This is a genomic window from Lysinibacillus sp. NPDC097231 (assembly GCF_044761885.1).
GTDB lineage: Bacteria > Bacillota > Bacilli > Bacillales_A > Planococcaceae > Lysinibacillus.
On the sequence record NZ_JBIWDH010000002.1, the window covers coordinates 218,615 to 239,942 of the forward strand.

Below are 21,328 nucleotides of genomic sequence, written 5' to 3' on the forward strand. Positions count from 1 at the left end.
AGCTGGAAGACTCACTTTGGATGACGGTGTCCGTTTGATTTAATGCTTCGATATTATCCGATAATTGGCTATCTGACAGCATACCTCCATTTATATAGCTGGAAGACTCACTTTGGATGACGGTGTCCGTTTGATTTAATGCTTCGATATTATCCGATAATTGGCTGACAGCGGTACTGCGTAAATAAGGCTCAATTCGAGAAAAGACTTTGGATCCTTGGCGGATATTATCATGATCAATTGTGTTGTCGGTAAATAGATGTGTGCCATATGGCAGCTTAGAGCTGGTAACTGTGACTAAGCCGTCATTTGCCCCATAGAAAGATAAATAGGCGCCGCCTAGGGCTAGGGCAGATAAGGCCGGTCCTTTGTTCGTTCCGGCTACCGTATAGTATTTATTCTTACTGCGGTTAGGATGGCTGTCAGTTACGGAACGGAATTTGGCCATTTCCCCAACCTGCAAGGAATAGGTGCCGGCGTCATTCATCCCGAGCAGTTCTCCGAGCCATCCCGCATACCAGCTGTATGATAGGTCTGCTAGTTCTGATCCGTAATGAGGCGATCCTAATGTGATAACCTTGTCGGCATATGAATAGGCCCCGTAGTGAATAAGGGCAGCCTGAGTATCAGGACCGCCCTTGCTGTGGGCGATAATATTCACTTTCTGTCCATTGAAGTGCCGTGATATTTCTCCAAGCATGTCGGCAAGTAGGCGCCCATTCGTGTATTGATTTTCAGAACCTTTACCGGCCGCGTCATACAGTTGAACGAAAACGGTCTGATATCCAGCATCGTAAGCCTTCGTGTACATATCATTAACCCCGTGATAAGTCGTCTCCCCATACCAGCTTGTTGAGCTTCCATTCTTCCCTTGTACAAAGACAATTGGCGCTTTCGATGAATCGTAATTCGTTGGACGGTCACCAAGGAACCATTGGCCAGGGGTGAAGGTTTCATCGGACGGCTTCAGCTTTCCGGCTGATACTTCTGAAGACAGGCCATATGGTGTAAAAACCAATAAACATAAGAAAATAGCTAAAAGCTTTCTCATCAATCTTCTGTTCATTAAACTCCTCCATTACATTCGTATTTTTGAATATTTTGCTAAATGTAAAAGGCAAATAGAGCTATAGATGTTTACATAGAATGTATTCTCTATGTTTCGTCGTATTCCTTCTTTTTGAGTTCCTATTTTACGATTGTACGGACTTTTACCTTCCGATGGGAGAATGGATTTCGAGCTTTGCGTCCCTACATGGACTAGAGATGAGAGAGTATTTCCCCCCCAAAAAAAGCTTGATTCACTAGTTATCCAGTAAATCAAGCACTTTGTTTTATTTCATAGCTTTGGTCCAGATTTCAAGGCTGGGCCATTTAGTTTTTCAAAATCAAACTCTATATTTTAACCTTCTTCATCTACTCAGATGGAAATATTATGATAATAAATATAAAATATGTTTTACATTATTGAGGAAGGTGCTAATTATGGAAAACATTATTAAAGAGGCTAGGAGGACAAAAAAGAGGACTTGGCTAAGGTATGTGGTGTTTCTCTTCAAACGATAAATGCCATCGAAAACAATAAATATGATCCAAGCTTAGCCCTTGCCTTTCAATTAGCCTATTGTCTGGGATTGTCAGTCGATCAATTATTTCAATATGCGGGGAAAGAAAATGAGTTTGTATGAAATACTTTTTTGTAAAAGGAAGGGCTTTTAAATACTATGCGTAGATTGGGGCAAACTGTTCCCTGTACCTAATTATGATATTAATAAATATCCCAAGTGTAGAAAATTTGTCGAAATGGGTTACCATAATGCTCAATTTAACTTTAGATTAGATTCAACACGTATCGGTGAAATCTTCCAAGGGCAAACCCCAAGTAGAAACGGCCCGAACGCTAAATGTAACGACTCCCCGAGAAGGATTCCCAGTACCAGCTATGCCCGAAATGCCAAATGAGCACAGCCCAGGACTTAAAGATATGAGTAATTAGAAGAACCTCCCGGTGTAAACTGGGGGGATTTTACGATTAGAAAGCGATTAACTAGTTGTAATGCCCTTTGGAAAAATAGAACTTCTTGTACTTTTAAACCATTGGTAAAATAGTAAATATACAAGCACTATTTCAACCGCATCTCCGCCATAATACATTATCATAGCACCCTGTTCTGCCTGTTGTGTAGATACATGGTTAGGAGGATAAGCATAAATATACTTTGACAATATCGAATGAGCTGTTAATGCTACTAATAATACGCTTGAGCGAAAGACATAAGATAGTTGATGTGGAGTTGGATCAATATAGATAAAAGCAACGGTAAACAAGTAACCTGCTAGAAAAATATGAATGTGAATCAAAATAAATAAAAATGGGCTTTCGTGCATCAGGTTATAGAGAGGTGTAGTATAGAGCAACCATAAACCACCTACATTCAGAATAGACGCTATGATAGGATTGCGCACAAAACTAAAAAAAGAATTGCGTAGTATGCAAGAAATATGCCGGGCCATTTCCACCGGGATAGATCTTAAGAGTAGAGTCATTGGAGCTGCTAGAGCGATAAGGAGCGGGGCTAGCATTCCAAGCAATAGATGACCAATCATATGCGCTGAAAAATTAACATGTGTAAGCTCTGCTAATGGACCCATTAATGTTACGATGGCACATATATGCCCAAGAATCCAAAATAATAAGCGAATGTAAGGCCATTGTTTTTTATGCTGATTTGATAGAATGACTGCAATGATATAGGAGAAAAAAGAAATCAAAAACGGCAAAACTAATATCAACTGTACAATGATGGAGAAATTTTGGCTGTGAGTTTCATGCGAATGCAAGGTCGAATCCTCCTAACGCTTTTGTTTATTGGTTTGTATAAGTAATACAATACCAATAATAATTAAAATTGTAGCTAATACATTCCAAACTAAATCATAGGGAAGAATTTCGACATTGTAGCGGATTTGATGTAACCTCATTAACTTGTGTTGAATGATACCATCATATAGTTGAAACACTCCTGCCCCAAGAAAAATACCTCCAAGCCATTTTTTTAACCAAAATCCATGTTTTCGATGAAGATCAGCAAGTAAAAAGGAAGAACCAATAGTAGCAAAAAAGCTGAAGGCATGAAATAATCCATCAGAGACTAATCCAATATTAGCAGTGGATTTATCATAGAAATGGTGCCAATATAATAATTGATGAAAAATCACCTCGTCTATAAATGCCACTATTCCAAAACCCAATAATATTCCAGTCCACATATTACGCTGCCCATACTGAAGACGATTTTTGTGTTTATAATTGTTCTCATTTATCTCCTCATACGTATTTGATATTGCCAACCAAATCACCTCAGTTTAAATTTTTATTAGTTTATCCACGATGTTAAGAGGTTTAAACAGTTTACAAGGAGTTCTCCTAGAAGTGATTCTACATGCTGTAACATAAACACTTCTTCTTTAATTTTAAATTTATCTATGAGATAACAAGTCCCCAGGAAACACTAGGGACCCTCTTTTCAATTTAAGTATTTTCCATGATTAGGGATGCGATTTTCCTAAATTCGTTAGCCAATTTTTGTGAGTTCTTCAACTATCATCGGCAATCCATGTCCTGTGATTGCTACCGTAGGTTTTAAAGCTTCTAACTTTATTACTGAGTTCCAAGCACCCGACCAACAATGCACCTATACTATTTTCTTAAAAAAACAAAAAAAGATTTTTAAAACTGATTCTATTAATTAATTCTTTGAACTTTTAACTAGAAAATCACTTATTAATTAACACTATAAAGCATAATATAACAAGAATAGTTGATACGAATCATACATATATTGATTTTAATATTTCATTAAAATAGAAGGCTATTATTATCCTAATGAGGAATTATATTATAAGCGGAAATTTTCTATAAAGATAGGATGATGACAATTATTGAAAAATCGGTTCTTGCTATGGTTATATTACGTGTATTGTCTGGAAGTATTGAAGTAAGCGCTGGATTATTGATGTTAAAGTTGAATAATTTAGAAAAAGCATTCTATATTAATACAATGCTTGCATTGGTTGGTCCAACAGTTTTAATCGTAACGACAGCAATTGCATTATTTGGACTAGCTGATAAAATTCCTGTGACGAGAATCATTTGCCTATTTACGGGAATAACACTTATTATTATTAGCTCACATGTTAAGTAATATGGACATGCCATTCTAATCTTTATTAAACTCTTTTTTACAAACATCACATTTGCTGCGTTTTTTTATGTATAAGTACCTCTATCTGTACAAATTTATATTGAGTGTATTGCACGCATTTATTCGGTTTTAACGTTAGTTGATCGTCACATCCTCTCTCATTTAGGATCACGGTAACTCCGTGATCCTTTTGTAATTTCTATTCTCAGATTGTTTAATAACATTACACTGCATCAGGTAGTTTTTTACTTGAATAAAGAATGAATCTATAAAGCGATTTCTTAACGGCTTAACATCGATCAACAGCATTTTTCGACCTCTACCCATTTTGGCAAATAAATTCTTCTATTTTTGTTTTTGTCAGAGTACTCTTCATTTTGCCCAGTTCCAACATCCCCTTGAATTATTACCTAGAAGGAAAAATATTGATTGCCATTAAATTTTACTTCTGCGATATAATCCATGACCCCTTACCTTTATACATAAGATTACTCCTCTGGTGCTTGTGAGCGCTTTGTAAAGAGAGCGACTATGAATGCTAGAACTGCGAAGCCGAAGCCGATAAGAAAGGCATTATGTACGCCGGCTACGATGGCCTCTGGTATCTGTGTGTTTGGATCAGCAGACTGAGCCAGAAAACTGCGCTGCCCAGAAGTCATCACACTGATGAAAAGAGCTACACCGATCGCACCTGCAACCTGCTGCAGCGTGTTCAGAATTGCGGTGCCATGCGGATAGTATTGGCGCGGAAGCTGATTCATTCCATTGGTCTGAGCAGGTACCAGAATCATCGTTAGTGCAACCATTAAACAGATATGCAACAACAGAAAGGTGAGCTTAGATGTCTCTACGGTTACTTGAGTTAAGCACCACATGATGATGGCGATGATACCCGTTCCCGGAATGATGAGTCTACGTGGTCCAATACGATCAAACAGCTTGCCCATAATCGGAGAAATCAGCCCGTTCAACAAGCCTCCAGGCAGCATCAAGAGACCTGTAGCAAAGACAGTTAAGCCAAGCGCCCCTTGGAGCACAAACGGCAACAGCGATGTCGCAGAAAATAACGTCATTGTCATAATAAAGAGTAATATTGTAGTTAACGAGAACATCCGATGCTTAAAAACGCGTAGTTCCAATAGTGGTTCTTTGATACGAAGCTGACGAATAACGAATAAGACGAGTGCTATAATACCAGCCAAGGACGTTCCGTAGATGATAGGGCTCCCCCAACCAAGGTCAGCTGAGCTACTAAAGCCGTAGACAATGCCCCCAAAGCCAATCGTAGATAGTAGAATAGACAGGGTATCCACTCGTGGCTTGCTGGGTTCAGATACATTTTTGAGAAAGATAAAGGCAAACACAATGGAGAAGATCGCAAAGGGCAGTACTAAGAAAAACAACCAGCGCCACTCTAATACTTCTAAAATAAGACCCGATAGCGTAGGACCAATCGCTGGAGCGAACATCATCACTAGCCCAAGGCTGCCCATAGCAGCACCTCGCTCCTCAGGAGGATACAATACTAGGATCGTATTCATTAAAACAGGCATCATGAGCCCTGTTCCTACTGCTTGTAGAACACGTCCGATCAGTAAAACAGAGAACTGTGGTGCTATACCGCAGACGAGTGTACCAATGATGAACAAAGTCATCGCTCCTAGGAACATCTGTCGTGTTGTAAACCATTGAATCAGCAATGCTGAAGCTGGAATTAGCACAGCTACTACGAGCATGTAGCCTGTCGATACCCATTGCAACTTTGATGCTGTTACATCTAGTTCAACCATTAATTTTGGGAAGGCTACGGTCAGTAGCGTCTCATTCAACATCGTGAAAAATGCTCCAATAATAAGAGAAATCAAGATCGGCAAGCGCTTTACCTGTCCGATGCCTTTCTGTGAGCTAAGAGTAGCTCCCGCTTTTGCAGTATTCATAGTAATCACTCCAACAATAAATATGTAGTTTCTAAAAAAGAATCATGTATTAGAGTAGTCCGTAAACATCACCTAGTTACAACCCACTTACCTTTGCTTGGTTTTGTCCATCATTTGGCTAACAACAATCACACAAACACCCGCCAATGCTCCACAAATGGCCGCAACAATTCCAGCTATGATTAGTCTTGCGCCCACAGCTTTGCTAATGACTGATCCAATTTTTGTATTTAAAGGTTGGTTCAGTGGACTTATCAACCATGTGCATGTTTTTCTTTAAAGTCGCATTTGATACTTCTTGTGTTCTGCTTAATAATTTTTCGTTATTTTATAGTAGTCTTTCGTTCAATTTTTTCATATATTTTCCCCTCCCTATGCTTTAATAGTTAAAGATAGCGCTAATTAATCCAGCTACTCCAAGTACAATAAACCATCCAGCCCATTTGTTTTTCTTCTTTTTTAACTTTGCTAATCCCAGAAAAATAGCCCCTACTGCAATTAAAGCAGCCGCAATACAAATCCCAACTATAAAACCAGCGCTCATCGTTCTTCCTCCTTCTTTGTAATGAGTTTTAAATATGTTTTTGATAATAAGACGATACAGCCTGAATGTTATGTTAAACCTTTTGGATTCAATTCGAACAAGAGTATTATGGACGATGCCGGTTGGCAAATAATAGGAAGTTGCGTCCAACTACTACCAAGGTATATCTGTGTCAAAATAGCATGTAATGTTCCATACTACACCGCCTCCATCTTGTTCACTTTTGTCAGTAGTTCCAGAAAAACAATAAGTCCGATTACAAGCAGAATGACCATTCCAATCAACATCATTGAAAAAGAGTGATCAGGAAATTTCGAAAACAAAGAGCCACATGGGCCGACCATTATAATTGCAGAAACAATGGATGCTGACAGCGATTTCTTAATGAACCCAATACGCATTGCTACAAGTCCTACCGATGAAGCAAGCAATGATAGCACAACAGAGAATTTTAGGAGATACAAAAACTCGCTCGTTGTAAATGTTTCCGGCAATATCCCTACCGCATTTGAAATAAGACCAAAAAACGAAACCATTGCAATATTACAGATGAACATCGCAAGACTTGTAAAGCCAAAAACCAGAATGCACTTGGCAAACAATATCCGGCTTCGCTTGACTGGATATGAGAACAAAAGAATTGCTTTCTTTCCGTCGTATTCTTCAACTGTGAATTTTGCGTTCATAATGGCTGACATAACAGCAAATGATACTAAAAATAAAGTACCGATCAGCGGAATACAGCCTTTCCAAGTCATAAAGATTTCAAAAGCTGTATCGTTGGGCATTACTCCTCTTGAAGCTTCTATTTGGGGACCATAACCGAACAAAAAGGTAAATCCAAGAACAACAACTGCGATAATAAGGCTTGTAATGAGAAAGGTGCTTATTTTGTTTCGCCGTAGCTCTAAAACAATTAACTTAATCATTGTATTTTCCTCCACTCAATCTTCCACTCAATCTTCCTATCAGATAATTTTCCAAGTTGTTTTGGTGTGTATTTTTAAGCTCCTCCATATTTGCTACCTCAATTAAAGTTCCATTTGCAATTACAAGTACACGCTCAACAGTCTGTTCAATCTCGCTCAAATTATGACTTGAGAGCAGTATAGTCATACCTTTATTTTTGAGTAAAATAAATAACTCACGCATCTCTCTGATCGCAACGGGGTCAAGTCCATTAATCGGTTCGTCAAGCAGCAGTATTTTTGGTCTATGGATGATACTTCGAGCAATGCCCAAACGCTGTCGCATGCCGAGTGAGAATTTAGATACAGGTTTATTTCCCGTATCCGAAAGTCCGACATCCCTCAGCACCTTGCTAATATCAGCACTTACCCCCATATATTCAAGGTGGATAGAGAGATTTTGCGATGCCGATAAATGCTCATAAAAGTATGGCACTTCAATTAAGCTCCCAATATTACTTAGCACCTTATCTCTTTGTTTCCATGAGTTTTCGCCCAATACATAAGCTCCGCCCTCCGTTGGCTCAAGGAGTCCGGCTATGAGTTTGAGGAGAGTTGTTTTCCCTGCACCATTTGTGCCTAATATACCGTAAATCTCTCCCTGATCCACCCTGATTTCAAGATGATTTAATACCGATTTCCCATCAAATTCCTTGCATAGATTTTTTGTCTCTACTGCTATTTTGGTTTTCATATTTTCCTCCTCAAAAACCGACCGGCGGTTTGAATATAGACTTAAAAATAACTGCTTTTTCAGCAGCTATTTTAAGCTGGATTTTTCATCCTCTGAAACTGCCCATTTTATCGTAAGCATTCATCGTTATAGCTATATATTCATCATCTATAATATCTAACCCCAGTTTGCACATGATAGAGCTCAAATAATTTAATCGTTTCTGTGTTTGGGAAGAATCCCTGACAAATAGAATGGGATTTGTCCAATAATTCAGAAGCAACAAAAAGACTTCCGCACACAACTCTGGGTCATCTGTATGGATAGAACCATCCTCCACTCCAGCGGCTACTAGTTTACTTATAATGGGTGCATCCAGGTTGACACAGCTCTGAATCCCACTTACAACGAAATGTGGATTTTTAAGCTGTAAACCCAAAACAAGATCAAGTGCGTGGGTTTCTGTGTCAGTTGCAATATGCAGTAATATTTTTTTGAGCTTCTCTTTTGCATTTTGCGCAGTTGTATTTTGCATGAGGTCGCTTAAAAACTCGTAAACAGATTGCGAGCGTCTTTCTAAGACTGCCACCAAAATTTCCTCTTTCGATTTAAAGTGATGATAAATTCCACCCTTTGAAATATGAAGTGCCTCCATAATGTCTTGTATACTTGTCTGCTCATAACCTTTTTCAATAAATAGCTGTGCAGAAGTACTTAGTATTTTTTCAAGTGTTTGTTCAGGGTATTTGTTGCGTGCCATAGATAGCCTCCTTTCAAAACCGACTACCGGTTTGTATAAGTAGATTATCAACTTTTCTTACCTAAGTCAACCCTAAAAAGTCAACAAAACCAATACTAGGGAATATTCCAAAAATATCTTTTTTAATATATTACGGTGAATCAATTTACAATATTACGCCATCATCCACACTTCATCCCGCTTCTGGCATCCTATAAAGCTTCTTTAAGATCATATCAAAATATCCATCTGAATCTGTTTTCTTGAATACAAACCATAAAAGCATTATATCTACGCGGTTTGTATGTCATATTTAAAAATGTGTTAAAAAAAGCGGGCCTTCCACCTCCCGCTTCATATTACATCACTTAATATTGAAAAATACAGTATTTACCTACCGGAATTTAAATACTTCGTTTGTTCGATTAGATAATTTGATATATCTGTGTTGGTACCATTCCACAAGAGGAATTCTACTAAATCTTGCTTTTGAAGAACAGGATTAATAACAGCTCTATCTAGCTGACTTAGAATCTGAACAATGCCATGATGTGAAAAACTCTTGATTGCTTTAAAAAGCTTTGCATCACGTTTCTTTCGTTCGGCGGATTCTTCAGGATACCCAGTATTGAACGGTTCTTCAAATAGATTCTCAAGCGTGACTAAGACCATTGAGATAGGCCTTACATACTGTTCTCCATTGATGGAAGATCCCCCTATGGAAAGCCTGCCTGTTGTCCATTCAAAAGTTCTTTCATCTACCCCTGTCTGAAATATATCTTCACCTTGCAAAAATATTTTGCGAAAAATTTCCCCTCCAGTTTGGAGGCAAAGCTAGAATCTTGAATCGGTCTGTCATGTTCATTATTTTCCCCTGCTTCAAGAATTAAAACAGACGTTTTTTATCATCTGTCAATGTTTTAGCCATAACCACACTAGAGGTCCGGTTCCGATAATAATATAGTCAAAATGTTGGAGATAAAAACTTGACTCACTCATCGCTGTGAACCCCTTAACGGAATTGGTGATGAGAACTTGACTCATCATCGTCATGATCCTTTTTACAGTCACAATGTTTATGGTCTTGGTTGCAGCATTGGGTAAATGAATCGTCCCGGCATACGCCTGGAATAGGGATGCATGGATCAAAATTATGGTTTTGGAGTACTTCGTAAGGGCGCATCATATCATGATCTTCATGTTCCAGGATATGGCAATGCCATATATAAGTCCCGGTGAACGGCCCAAAACGTGCAATGATACGGGTAACTTCTCCAGGGTTTGCACGTACAGTATCTTTCCAACCCATTTCATTCGGATCCGGTTTCTTTGCTTCCCCTATATCAATGATATTCCCATTTTCATCCACAGTAATTGGTGCTCGATTGAGAATCTGGAATTGAACTAGATGCAAATGAATCGGATGGGTATCGGGGGTTAAATTATAAAGCTCCCAAATTTCTATTGTTCCATTATATGGTGTTTCTGTAATAGGGTCGAACCACCTCAGATTATTGAGTTCAAGCAACGGTCGGCCAAATTCATCAGTAGTTTCAACTAAAAAGTTTTTTCTCACATATATAGCATCTTTAGGATCAAGTTTTTCCAAGCAACTTAGTCTTGCGGGTATTGTACTTGTATCCGGCTTGGAACATTTTTGCTTAACTTTAAATTCCATAATTTGCGAAAGATCTGGAGAAGGTGGAACTCCCTCAGGAAAAGGTGTCGGAGCATCATTTGTCAGTATGATATTCTGCCCTCTATGTTTTGAAAAATCGATGATTACATCTGCTCGTTCTGCCGGAGCCAGTATGATTTCAGAAACCGATACAGGTTTTTCTAATAATCCGCCATCCGTACCGATTTGAACGAAATTTTGACCTGAACTCAGTCGAATACGATAAAAACGGGCATTAGAACCATTAAGGATTCTAAATCGGTATTTTCTCGGTTCAACTCTAAGATAGGGCCATATTTTTCCATTGACTAGAATTACATCTCCGAAAAATTCCGGAACCACTGATGGATTCGGAAGATCAGGATCTATTGGAGGTGGCGGTTGTGGTGCAGGTGGTGGTTCTTGCCCGGGCTGGGAAGGATAGAAGAGTTGACCGTCAGCATAGAAGGAACGATCCTGGATAACTAATGGTATTTCGAATTCTCCTTTGGGTAGATTTAGTTTTTCTTCTTCCTTGTCTCGAATAAGGTAAAACCCTGCTAACCCGGCATAAACATTTAATCGAGTGATTCCAAGGGCATGGTCGTGATACCAGAGTGTTGTCGGACGCTGACAATTCGGATAGTAGTAAACTTCATGCACGAATTTGCTGCCAAAGTTTTCAAAGTTTTTGGTAAACCATGCTTCTGGATATCCGTCATTTTCAGGGCGAACACGACCCCCATGCAAGTGAACTACCGTTCTGACAGGAGGTTGACTAGGATCGGCACCGTGAACAGTCGTATCCACTGGCAGAAGGTGATTAAAAGGTAGTTTATTTTCCCACTTCACAAGAATGGGGTGATCCCTACGAACATCGAATGTTGGCCCGGGATACATACCATTATATCCCCACACTGTTGTAGGCGGTAAGGCCCGATGCAGCTTTTGTTTTATCTGCTGCATAGACACCTCATAGTAAGGAATTCCATCCCGTTTTCCGGCTGCCTTTATAGTAGGTGGAATCGGTAATGCATCAATGAACTTTTTTAATTTCAAAATAATTTCCCCCTAATCCTTTTCAAATAATTTAATCTTAGCCATTGTTAGCCACAGAATCATTTTGACTTAGTTTATTAAATGTATAATTAGATAAAAATGTTTAGGCAAAGGATGAAGGACAGCATAAAAGCTCAAAGACCTTCTATCAAGCCTCGGTTATTTGAGTTAAAGGTAATTATTGAGATAAACATTTGTAATAATATTCTAATTTTAAAACCGTGATTACATTTATGCTTTTCAATCTTATTACGGGTAGTTAGCTCTACACATTTTTTGACAAGTGAATAGAGAAAACAACCTATATTATTATTTGCATTTAGCTTAATGTTCGTATTTTATTCAATTAATGAAGTATCTAGTCGATGGAGAAATAGCATTTTCAATACTAAAACACGAATATTGCGATATGTTTCATACGTAATATTTCGTTAATTTTCTATTTTCCTCAGCCTATTAACAGATTTTAGTTTCTTATCTGTTGAAGTTTTCGTTTTCACTTGGAAATAATATCACAACCTTTTAATGTTCTGATTCATATTAACTTTCTTATAGCATTTAAATACGAACATCCACTTGATATTCTGCTCATTTTCTCACCAGCTATCTATAAAATTAAGCCTTGATTAAGACCTAATTCCTCACCTTTAACAACTTTCTTTTTTATGCTTTCATCAAAATGTGTGTTATAATTTCTCGTATTTTTATATTCTTTATGAAGGCTTCTTTGTCTTCATCACTAAAGATAAATAAGAAAATCGACGTTGTTGCTAAATACTCCTCGCCTTAACAACACTATTAAACACAATGTTGTTCCTAAGCCCCCCTATAAATAACGTAATTTGAAGTCCAAATATAGAAACTAAAAATGTACTAGCACAACTTCCCAATTCCCTTTCCTTAAATAACATGAAAAACCCCCAAGTAAATACAAGTAAACGGTTTGAAGTAACGTTTATAATGTATAACTTAGAGGTTTCTGCTCCTTTTTCTTCCTTAATTTAACCTACTCTTTTAGTTCAATAATTTCAACATTAAGTAGTGAGTTACGTCCTTATTCTTTCAAGAGATTGAGAAAACAGCCTAAAAAATAATTTATGTTTATTATCTAGTAGTAACAGAGATAATTATATTATGTAAACTTAATTCATTTGATGTTTCAAATAATTTTTCACTAGAATTTAATTTAAATAACGCATCGTCAAAATAGGACCATGCGTTTGTTCTTTTTATGAATAATTTTTTTGTAATCGCCACCATCTAAAACTTTGTCATTCTATTTTCAGCCCTTGTCTCTTTATCTTTATAAATGCAATCACTTCCTATTTTTTTACGGCTCAAACCCAGCCTGGCTCACATAAACGTGATTTTCCGGAAAGATTTCAATAAATCGGTTATATACTTTTTTAATTACATGTGGCCCATACCATTCTTCTAAACCAAGTTGGGCATATTTTTTCTCAATACCCAGTTTTCTTGTGCGTTTTCCACCACTGCCATCGCCCATGAAGTAGTCATCAATACATATCCGATCGACGAATGGCTTTAATTTCGCAGGAAAATATTCCCCACTTGGTAAGATGGGGGCTATAGCAACTTGGGTCGGTATTCCCGCAGCTGCTAATTTTTCCAATGTCTTAAAGCGCGCCTGGATTGGGGGTGCCTTTGGAGTAAAATGGTTGCGTATCGTTTCCGAATCTGTCTCAATCGTCATACTTACTCGAACTTTATCTTTTAAATGTTGCAGCAAATCGATATCTCGACTTACAAGTGGGCTTCTCGTCTGTACTAATAGGAAGTCAGGAGGATCTTCTACCATAACTTCTAGTAAAGAACGCGTCACTTTTTCCTTATGCTCTATTGGCTGATATGGGTCTGTACTTGAGGACATAAAAATGGTCACATTCCCTTTGGCTTTGGCGCGATGGAGCTCCTTTTTTAATAAATTTGCAGCTCCGTTTTTAACATCGACCCAATTTCCCCATTCCTTTTCTCGAAAAAGAGCTACAGGCATTTCGCGTACATAACAATAGGAACACCCGAATGAACAGCCTGTATAAGGATTTAGTGAATGAGTATATCCAAAAAGAAAGCCAGTCCCTTTATTCAGAATGGTTTTCGGATTTTTATAGAATAATTCATTTTTCATGACGGAACCTCCATTCAATCAATTACGCCTCGGCGTAATTGCGTCCAAATTTTGAATTGCGCAAGCGCAATTCAAAATTTGTGACATCCGCCGGAGGCTTAACTTGAATCAGCAGGGAGTTTGGACCCCCTCTGATTTATATGTATCTTCGTATTCATCCCTCCATTTATAGAAGTGGGGGGCTTCTGCTGAATCAAGTTAAACGGTAATAATTACTCATTGCCAGATGAAGCTTGCTTTTCCAAAGCCAGGAGCAGTGTCTTCATTTCTAATCCGCCCCGATAGCCAGTTAATGAGCCATTCTTTCCTATTACACGATGGCACGGTACAGTAATTAATACCGGATTAGCCCCAATAGCCGCTCCTACAGCACGAACAGCTGCTGGTTTCTTTATATCATTTGCAATGTCGGAATAGGATTTCGTCTGTCCATAAGGAATTTCACAAAGTGCATTCCAGACTGCTAGCTGAAATTGCGTACCTACGTACTCAAATGGAACAGTAAAGGTTTTCCGCTTTCCTTCTAGATACTGAGTGATTTCAACGACATAGGGTTCAAGCTTTTCATCATCTTCAACAAGAGGACTTCCCGGAAAGCGTTTCTTAGCCCATTCGAACAATTCCTCAAATGGTTTGTTCTGTGAACCTACAAAAACAAGCCCTTTTGAAGTTGAAGCAATATAAAAATTCCAATCCTTAAACTTTAGTAAAGACCAATAAAGGGTGGGTTTATTCTTTGTTTCCATTATACTTTTCCTCCACTTTACTCATTTGACGAAATTGTGCTGGTGTCTGTCCAGTTTTCTTTTTAAATAAAGTAATAAAATAAGGCGCGTTAGCCATACCCACACATATGGCGATATCTCCAATCGCTTTATCTGTCTGAATCAAATACTTTTTAGCAGCGAGTACTCTAACTTGTTGTATATACTCAACCGGCGTAATGCCTTTAATCTTTTTAAATGTTCGATGCATATGATACGGACTCCCATGACAAATAGTTGCTAACGATTCTAGCGTTAATTTTTCTGTGAAATTTTTATCAATGTATTCAGTAATTAAATCAACCCACTCGCTATCAGGCAGATTTTCATTCGTGGGCTTGCACCGTTTACAAGGGCGAAAATTTGCACGGAGAGCTTGTTCTGCGTTTGGAAAAATACATACATTTTCTTTTTTCGGAACGCGAGATTTACAAGATGGTTTACAGAATATCCCTGTCGATTTTACTGCGTAGAAAAATTGATTATTGTACGCTGCATCATTATTTAGTATTGCTTGCCACTTTTCATCTGTGATCATTTCGACATCATTCAAAATTCTATGATCATAGCGCTCTTTATGTCCGTTATTGATACTATCTGGCATTTACCTCACCTCTCCTTACAATATACTCCCTTTAAATTCAGAATGGTCAATTCAAGGAATAGAATAGCAAGATATTGAAGTTTAATTTTTATCCCGCATTAACGGGCTGTAAGACTCCAACCTCAAAACTTAGAGAAATCGGAGAAGTTTAGGTGGGGGATGTAGAAAACCCCCACTGATCAAAATTTCACTTTATTTAGAATCGTGAAAAATGATTCCTAGACCATATCGTTCTCCAGAAGTAACCGTGCTTACTCCGTGACGAACCGTATTTTTGTGATATCCTTTTTTACCTAGAACAGGTCTATGGTTAGTAGGAAAGATCAGTGCACTGCCTTGTTCTAAAGTAATGACATGTCCCCTACTCTGAGCACGAGGAATTTGTTCCACTAATAGTGATTCTCCACCGCAAAAGTCTTTATCTCGTTGATTCAACACAAATACTACTTGAAACGGGAAAAATATGTCACCATATAAATCTTGATGCAAACAATTAAAGCCGCCTGTTTCATACTTTAATAGTAAAGGTGTCGGTCTAGTTTGTTCAAATTCTTCACAGGTGTTCAAAAAATCTTGAAGATGATCTGGAAACTGATCTGTTTTCTTTAAATAACCAAACCATCGATTAGCTGTTTTGGCCAATTCTAGATAAAAGGACTCTCTTAAACTTTGGATGATTTCAGGTAATGGATAGGAAAAATATTTGTACTCCCCATTCCCAAAGCGATATCTCGTCATATTGATTGTCGTTCTGTATAACTCTTCCTCACAATACAATTCTATGAAGAATTCACATTCCTCTTTTGTTAAAATCACTGGAAGCTTTGCAAATCCTTGCTCATCTAATTCATTTTGAATTGAATCCCAATTTAAGTTTTCGACACGTGTTTTTATATCTTGGACCATGTTTATCCCTCCTATTTAGCGTTCTTGATAACTAACACTATAACCTCATAAATAGAAAAAAATAAGGTATTTAGAATGTAATAGCAAGATAACAAAATTAGGTAAGATTATTATGTGATAAAGTAAAAATTGCAATAGAAAATCGTATTAAGATGAGGAGAATGAAAAAGTGACATGGCATGAAGTCAATGATGTTATTGTAATTACATTACCTGAAGATTTCGACATGAATGCTAACCTTGGCTATCTAACAAGGGAAAAAAATGAATGCATGTATGAAATAGAGAACGAAATCATTACAAAAGTTATAGCCATTGGGGAAATTCGATCCTTAGTACAGGTAAGCGTAATTAATAATAAACAAATGGTTGTTCAATTCCTAAATGATTCTAGACCTATTGAAAAGTGGAAACGAGAAGAGATTGTAAAATATATTCATGAATGGTTTGATCTTGATAACGATTTAACTCCATTTTATGCAATGGCAAAAACAGACCCATTACTTAAAATGCCTGCCCAAAAATTCTACGGATTACGAGTTGTCGGCATTCCCGATTTATTTGAAGCTTTATGTTGGGGAGTTTTAGGACAACAAATTAACTTAGCATTCGCGTACTCCTTAAAGAAGCAATTCGTAGAAGGATTTGGCGATTCTATCGAATGGCATGGTAAAAAGTATTGGGTGTTCCCACCGTACGAACGAATTGCACAGTTAACACCTTCCGACCTTGCAGATATTAAAATGACGGTCAAAAAAAGTGAATATATTATTGGAATTGCCAAATTAATGGCAAGTGGAGAATTATCGAGGGAAAAATTAATGAAAATGAACTTTAATGATGCTGAAAAAAACTTACTTAAAATACGAGGAATCGGTCCTTGGACAGCCAATTATGTTCTAATGCGCTGCCTCAGGTTCCAGACAGCTTTTCCAATCGATGATGTAGGTCTTATTAATTCGATAAAACTATTACGTAATATGAACCGAAAGCCTACGAAAGATGAAATCTTAGAAATATCGCTTCCATGGAAAAACTGGGAATCATACGCTACCTTTTATTTATGGCGTGTCCTTTACTGAATAAATTCTGTTCTTTATTAAGTCAAACAATTGGACGAAAACATTGTTATGACAACATTTCATACCACACATAAAGAAACCGGCAAGAAATCGAATAGAAGTTCCATTTGGTGGTAAAAACATGTTGAGCAATGACGTTTATTTTTCCATCAAGGAACCCCTACAAAATAGCACTACTATAAAAGCGTATTCGAAAAAATCTCGAATACGCTGCATTAATCTTTCATCGTTTCTAAATAGCCTTGCTGTAAACATGTATCCGTCAAAAATTTCTTAATCCCCGTAGCAAAAGACAATTCAATCGTACTACTCGTAACAGCTAATATTTCTCCTTCTCCAAAAATCACATGCTTTACTTTTGAGCCAACGATTAATGCTGACTCAGTTGTAATCGTCCGCCCATTACGGTACTGCTTCAGTGCTTTTTTCGGGCTTTTCGGCGCTTTCTTTGGTAATTCCTGCGGTGAGACGATTTGTTTTAACGCCTTCATGAAAATCGATGGCACCACACTTGTTTTAAACCGCTTACTATATGAAATTAATTCCAAATGGCGAATCGCACGCGTGATACCGACATAAAAAAGTCGCGTTTCTTCCTCGATTTCTTCTTCCACCTCACTCGGTAAAATCCCCTCAATCAAGTCAATCAAATACACACGGTCAAATTCCAAGCCTTTTGAACTGTGCAATGTTGTCAGTGTAATTGCATTCAATTCATTTTTCATATGAGACGAACGTGCTAAATTTTCAAGCTGCTTCAAACGACCCGCAAATTCGGTCATAGTCAGTGTATGACGAGCAATTAAACCAAGTACATCCACAATATCTAGTAAATTTTCATAATTAAAACCGAGTTTCTCACTCATTTTCTTTAAGGTACGCTCATAACCAAAGTCATAACGGATATGCTCTAGCATGGCTGTTGGTGTCGTTTTATCAAATTGAATGCTATCATACGTTTTGCGAATCCGCTTAATATATTCAGGCTGATAATCCTTTAACTCAACGTGCTCTAACAACTGTGTGAATACACAGCCATCCTCCGGCACTTTCTGTAGCGCCTTCAATTGCGTTGGTGTAATATAAGCATTCATTTTTCTGTAAACCTTTTCAAATACCGTGATATTTTTTGTATTATACGCTAGACGCATGAAGTTCATAATATCCTCCACGACCCAATGCGTAAAAAAACGAATCGTCGAATCTTTCATATAGAAAGGCAAACCTGCTCTATCAAACGCGTCCATAAGCGGAATGGCTGACGTATTATTTCGATATAAAATAGCCGTTGAGCCGCGCTTAGACAGATTTTTCAACTGGTCCACTAAATATTTAGCCTGTAAATTGTAATTCTCTAGGATTTTAAACGCGATGGGCTCTGCAGCAGGATTTTCCGTAAACATTTGTTTGTTATAACGATTTTTATTTCGCTGAATGAATATATTGGCCGGCTCTACAATCGTTGCAGATGAACGATAGTTTTGCGTCATAAGTAAAACATTCGCCTCCGGATATATCTTTCGGAAATTCAACAAATAATCTGGCTCTGCACCCCGCCAGCTATAAATGGCCTGATCCTCATCTGCAACGACGCATAAATTTTGATGGACTGCGACGAGCTTCGCGATGATCGCGTGTTGAACTGGCGATGTATCCTGACTTTCATCCGTTAAATAATAATCATAGCGGCGTTGGTATTGCGCCAGCACCTCTCGATTTTTCGCGAAAATATCATTCGCCATTAATAGCATATCGTCAAAATCAATTAACAAACGGTCACTACCTCTTCGTTTATATTCCTCATAACGCTGTAAAATCTCGACTTTTCTTGGCACCTTTACTTCTGGAATTGCCCATTCCTGTTCAGGCAACATTTTATTTTTGATAAACGTTATGTACGTCAGTAGCTCGTCTAACTGATCTTCGGTAATTTTTGAGCCATTTAATTGTTCAAAAATCTCGCGAAGCACTCGTTTTTTTGAAACAACACCAGGCTTGTCCGATTCTTCAATGATGCCGTACGAAATGCCCTGACGTTCAAGTGTCTGCCGCACAACTTGAAATGCTAAACTATGAATCGTCGAAAAATCAACCGGTGGTAAATGCGGGAACAACTTTGCAAAACGTGTCTTCATATCACTGGCCGATGCCTTACTAAACGTGACAGCCTTTATGCGAGAAGGATTCACACCAAGCGCCTCAATCATATAGCCAATACGCATAATAATCGTCGTCGTTTTTCCTGAACCGGGTGATGCCAATAGTAACAGCGGACCATTCGTTTGCAATACCGCCTGCGTCTGCACATCATTTAGACGAACGCCAAGTGAACGCTCCTTTTCCTCAAAAAACGCTTTTTGCGCTCCATTCATATTAATCGCTCCCATTAATGGAAAATAAGATAAGCCTTTTTCTTGTAGATTTCACTGTTACCTTTAATCCGTTATTTTAAATCATAGAATTCCATATCGTTGCCTATTGCTTGTCTTTGATCATCCAAACCTTCTTCAAAATCAGCCATCAACCTGATTACTTCATCCAAAAATACATAATTTCTTCCTACCTTCGATCTTCAACAATCGCAACCGTTTGTTCAATTATGATTTAACTAACATCTGCCTAGTTCAAAAAGCTACTTAAACAATCTGCGTGGAGTGTATGTGGCAACACAAGAGATGTTGGTGGTTTTAAGTGATTGGTTAGGTTCTTATGATAATAGAAACTAGCCTTTTTTATTTATCTTCACATAGCTTTTTTTCAATTAAAGCATCCAGTTTGTTCTACAAGGACTTTAAAGATTTAAATATTACGCTCCTTTTTTGATAAACCTTTATAATTCCCCATATTGAAAATAAAGGAATAGAGAAAGCGATACCCAATAATAGTGATAAAACAGCTAAATTATCAATACTCCTATAAGTAATATAGATAAACCACTTATCATCCCCATTACCTTCTCGGGATAGGTCAATAAATCTAATTTCGGGTGCCCATATTTCCCTTTCGAACTGAAACTCAGGTTTAGCTGTATCAATATAATTAAATACGTCATTTTTATTTTCTATATTGTAAACCTCAACTTTTGAAACCTGATTCGTGCCTTGAATTAAAGACTGAATTTTATCTTGCTTTTCCTTTGAAATGACACTATTAACATCGCTTAAAATTATAGATATATCATTATTTATTTTATGCCGTTCATTCTGATTGCTTTTTTCAATTGACATAATGATACCAAAAGTAAGGAGGCTCAAAGCAAGAAAAAATATTGCAAAATAAAGGAGCCACCTTGTAAATTTTTTTTGCACGTCAAATAATTGACCAATCACTGTACGGATTTCTTTTTCTCCACCGAAGCGTTCAATTGCAATCTTAACTGCTTCCGTTTCTGACTTACCTTCTAATTTTAATTCGTGTACAGCTTCAATTAAATGGTTCTTCATTTCTATTTTTAATTCTTTTATCTCGTCTTTATTGCCATCGAATTTTTGATAAACGGAATCTATAAAAGCATCAATTTGTTTCAATTTCTATTCCCCTTCCAAAAAAGAATCCATTATTTTTTTTACAAAACGCCACTCTGAACGCTTTTGTTCGAAACACTCTTTTCCAAGTGGGGTAAGTTTATAATATTTTCTTCTCCCCCCTGGTCCTTGTTCATCACCCCAGTATGATTCAACCCAATCATTTTTTTCTAATCTTTTCAAAGAGAGATAGAGTGTACCTTCTTTTATTTCGAACTGTTCTTCACTTTTATCTCTTACGAATTTAGCCAGCTCATACCCATACATATCTTTTTTATGTAATAAAGATAAAATCAAAGTATCTATATGCCCTTTAAGAACCTCTTTGTTAATTTCCAAAATTTGCACCCCCTATAACTAAACATATTACAAGGTACTCTATAATGCAAGGTATAATTTTATAAAGATGCATTATTTCTTGTTTCATTAACCAGCACCGTTAGTTTAAGTAGAAAAGGCTCTACTCCTTATTGAAGTAAAGCACCCGTTAGAATTAAAGTGCAGAAGTAATTTTTGTC

General features: G+C 37.5%; 20 protein-coding genes and 3 pseudogenes. 5 read left to right on the plus strand and 18 right to left on the minus strand.

What is annotated here, in order from left to right:
- On the minus strand, nt 1–1,066 hold a 1,066-nt coding region (locus ACIQXF_RS02895), incomplete at its 3' end, for a lipase family alpha/beta hydrolase (protein ID WP_402778843.1).
- 419 nt (nt 1,067–1,485) lie between these two features.
- Here ACIQXF_RS02895 and ACIQXF_RS02900 point away from each other — a divergent pair.
- A pseudogene (locus ACIQXF_RS02900) lies at nt 1,486–1,688 on the plus strand (helix-turn-helix transcriptional regulator).
- Between the two features lie 34 nt (nt 1,689–1,722).
- A pseudogene (locus ACIQXF_RS02905) lies at nt 1,723–1,996 on the plus strand (manganese catalase family protein); the annotation flags it as partial.
- 47 nt (nt 1,997–2,043) lie between these two features.
- On the opposite strand, the gene ACIQXF_RS02910 reads toward ACIQXF_RS02905, so the two are convergent.
- Both ACIQXF_RS02910 and ACIQXF_RS02915 read right to left on the minus strand, forming a co-directional pair.
- Nucleotides 2,044–2,841: a cytochrome c oxidase assembly protein gene (locus tag ACIQXF_RS02910; RefSeq protein ID WP_402778846.1), complete on the minus strand. Its 798-nt coding sequence runs from the start codon at nt 2,839–2,841 to the stop codon at nt 2,044–2,046.
- Between the two features lie 12 nt (nt 2,842–2,853).
- A complete protein-coding gene (locus tag ACIQXF_RS02915) occupies nt 2,854–3,270 on the minus strand; it encodes a DUF2243 domain-containing protein (protein WP_402779091.1) in 417 nt (138 codons plus the stop codon).
- Between the two features lie 318 nt (nt 3,271–3,588).
- On the opposite strand from ACIQXF_RS02915, the gene ACIQXF_RS02920 reads away from it, so the two are divergent.
- Both ACIQXF_RS02920 and ACIQXF_RS02925 read left to right on the plus strand, forming a co-directional pair.
- Nucleotides 3,589–3,753, plus strand: coding sequence for a hypothetical protein (locus ACIQXF_RS02920; protein WP_402778849.1), 165 nt, complete (start codon nt 3,589–3,591; stop codon nt 3,751–3,753).
- 176 nt (nt 3,754–3,929) lie between these two features.
- Complete coding sequence (locus ACIQXF_RS02925) at nt 3,930–4,205, plus strand: YqhV family protein (RefSeq protein ID WP_054611762.1); 276 nt, start codon at nt 3,930–3,932, stop codon at nt 4,203–4,205.
- 488 nt (nt 4,206–4,693) lie between these two features.
- Here the strand turns inward: ACIQXF_RS02925 and ACIQXF_RS02930 are convergent, their stop codons facing one another.
- The 12 genes and pseudogenes from ACIQXF_RS02930 to ACIQXF_RS02985 form a co-directional block, all read right to left on the minus strand.
- Entirely contained in the window at nt 4,694–6,142 is a 1,449-nt protein-coding gene (locus ACIQXF_RS02930) for an MDR family MFS transporter (RefSeq protein ID WP_402778854.1), read from the minus strand.
- Nucleotides 6,143–6,521: 379 nt separating this feature from the next.
- A complete protein-coding gene (locus tag ACIQXF_RS02935) occupies nt 6,522–6,686 on the minus strand; it encodes a hypothetical protein (RefSeq protein WP_402778857.1) in 165 nt (54 codons plus the stop codon).
- Between the two features lie 197 nt (nt 6,687–6,883).
- Nucleotides 6,884–7,615, minus strand: a complete 732-nt coding sequence (locus ACIQXF_RS02940) for an ABC transporter permease (protein ID WP_402778860.1) — start codon at nt 7,613–7,615, stop codon at nt 6,884–6,886.
- The gene (locus ACIQXF_RS02945) at nt 7,608–8,348 is read right to left on the minus strand and encodes an ABC transporter ATP-binding protein (protein WP_402778863.1); all 741 of its coding nucleotides are present in this window, start codon (nt 8,346–8,348) and stop codon (nt 7,608–7,610) included. Before ACIQXF_RS02945 ends, ACIQXF_RS02940 begins: the two co-directional genes overlap by 8 nt.
- Nucleotides 8,349–8,433: 85 nt before the next feature.
- On the minus strand, nt 8,434–9,087 hold the full coding sequence (locus ACIQXF_RS02950; RefSeq protein WP_402778866.1) for a TetR/AcrR family transcriptional regulator: 654 nt from the start codon (nt 9,085–9,087) through the stop codon (nt 8,434–8,436).
- 369 nt (nt 9,088–9,456) lie between these two features.
- A complete protein-coding gene (locus tag ACIQXF_RS02955) occupies nt 9,457–9,858 on the minus strand; it encodes an RpiB/LacA/LacB family sugar-phosphate isomerase (RefSeq protein ID WP_402778869.1) in 402 nt (133 codons plus the stop codon).
- 220 nt (nt 9,859–10,078) lie between these two features.
- Entirely contained in the window at nt 10,079–11,782 is a 1,704-nt protein-coding gene (locus ACIQXF_RS02960) for a multicopper oxidase family protein (protein ID WP_402778872.1), read from the minus strand.
- A gap of 607 nt (nt 11,783–12,389) precedes the next feature.
- Nucleotides 12,390–12,491 (minus strand): annotated as a pseudogene (locus ACIQXF_RS02965) (HEPN domain-containing protein); the annotation flags it as partial.
- Nucleotides 12,492–13,112: 621 nt separating this feature from the next.
- Nucleotides 13,113–13,931, minus strand: a complete 819-nt coding sequence (locus tag ACIQXF_RS02970) for an SPL family radical SAM protein (protein ID WP_402778875.1) — start codon at nt 13,929–13,931, stop codon at nt 13,113–13,115.
- Nucleotides 13,932–14,143: 212 nt separating this feature from the next.
- The gene (gene adaB, locus ACIQXF_RS02975; protein ID WP_402778878.1) at nt 14,144–14,677 is read right to left on the minus strand and encodes a methylated-DNA--[protein]-cysteine S-methyltransferase; all 534 of its coding nucleotides are present in this window, start codon (nt 14,675–14,677) and stop codon (nt 14,144–14,146) included.
- Entirely contained in the window at nt 14,661–15,299 is a 639-nt protein-coding gene (locus ACIQXF_RS02980; protein WP_402778881.1) for a bifunctional transcriptional activator/DNA repair enzyme AdaA, read from the minus strand. Before ACIQXF_RS02980 ends, adaB begins: the two co-directional genes overlap by 17 nt.
- Before the next feature lie 192 nt (nt 15,300–15,491).
- A complete protein-coding gene (locus ACIQXF_RS02985) occupies nt 15,492–16,205 on the minus strand; it encodes a 2OG-Fe(II) oxygenase (protein WP_402778884.1) in 714 nt (237 codons plus the stop codon).
- A gap of 169 nt (nt 16,206–16,374) precedes the next feature.
- On the opposite strand from ACIQXF_RS02985, the gene ACIQXF_RS02990 reads away from it, so the two are divergent.
- On the plus strand, nt 16,375–17,286 hold the full coding sequence (locus ACIQXF_RS02990; protein ID WP_402778887.1) for a DNA glycosylase: 912 nt from the start codon (nt 16,375–16,377) through the stop codon (nt 17,284–17,286).
- 215 nt (nt 17,287–17,501) lie between these two features.
- Here ACIQXF_RS02990 and ACIQXF_RS02995 read toward each other — a convergent pair whose 3' ends face one another.
- The 3 genes from ACIQXF_RS02995 to ACIQXF_RS03005 all read right to left on the minus strand — a co-directional run bounded on the left by ACIQXF_RS02995 (nt 17,502) and on the right by ACIQXF_RS03005 (nt 21,149).
- On the minus strand, nt 17,502–19,658 hold the full coding sequence (locus tag ACIQXF_RS02995; RefSeq protein ID WP_402778890.1) for an ATP-dependent helicase: 2,157 nt from the start codon (nt 19,656–19,658) through the stop codon (nt 17,502–17,504).
- A 408-nt stretch (nt 19,659–20,066) separates the two neighbouring features.
- The gene (locus ACIQXF_RS03000; RefSeq protein WP_402778893.1) at nt 20,067–20,813 is read right to left on the minus strand and encodes a permease prefix domain 1-containing protein; all 747 of its coding nucleotides are present in this window, start codon (nt 20,811–20,813) and stop codon (nt 20,067–20,069) included.
- Nucleotides 20,814–20,816: 3 nt separating this feature from the next.
- Nucleotides 20,817–21,149: a PadR family transcriptional regulator gene (locus ACIQXF_RS03005; protein WP_402778896.1), complete on the minus strand. Its 333-nt coding sequence runs from the start codon at nt 21,147–21,149 to the stop codon at nt 20,817–20,819.
- Nucleotides 21,150–21,328: the final 179 nt, after the last annotated feature.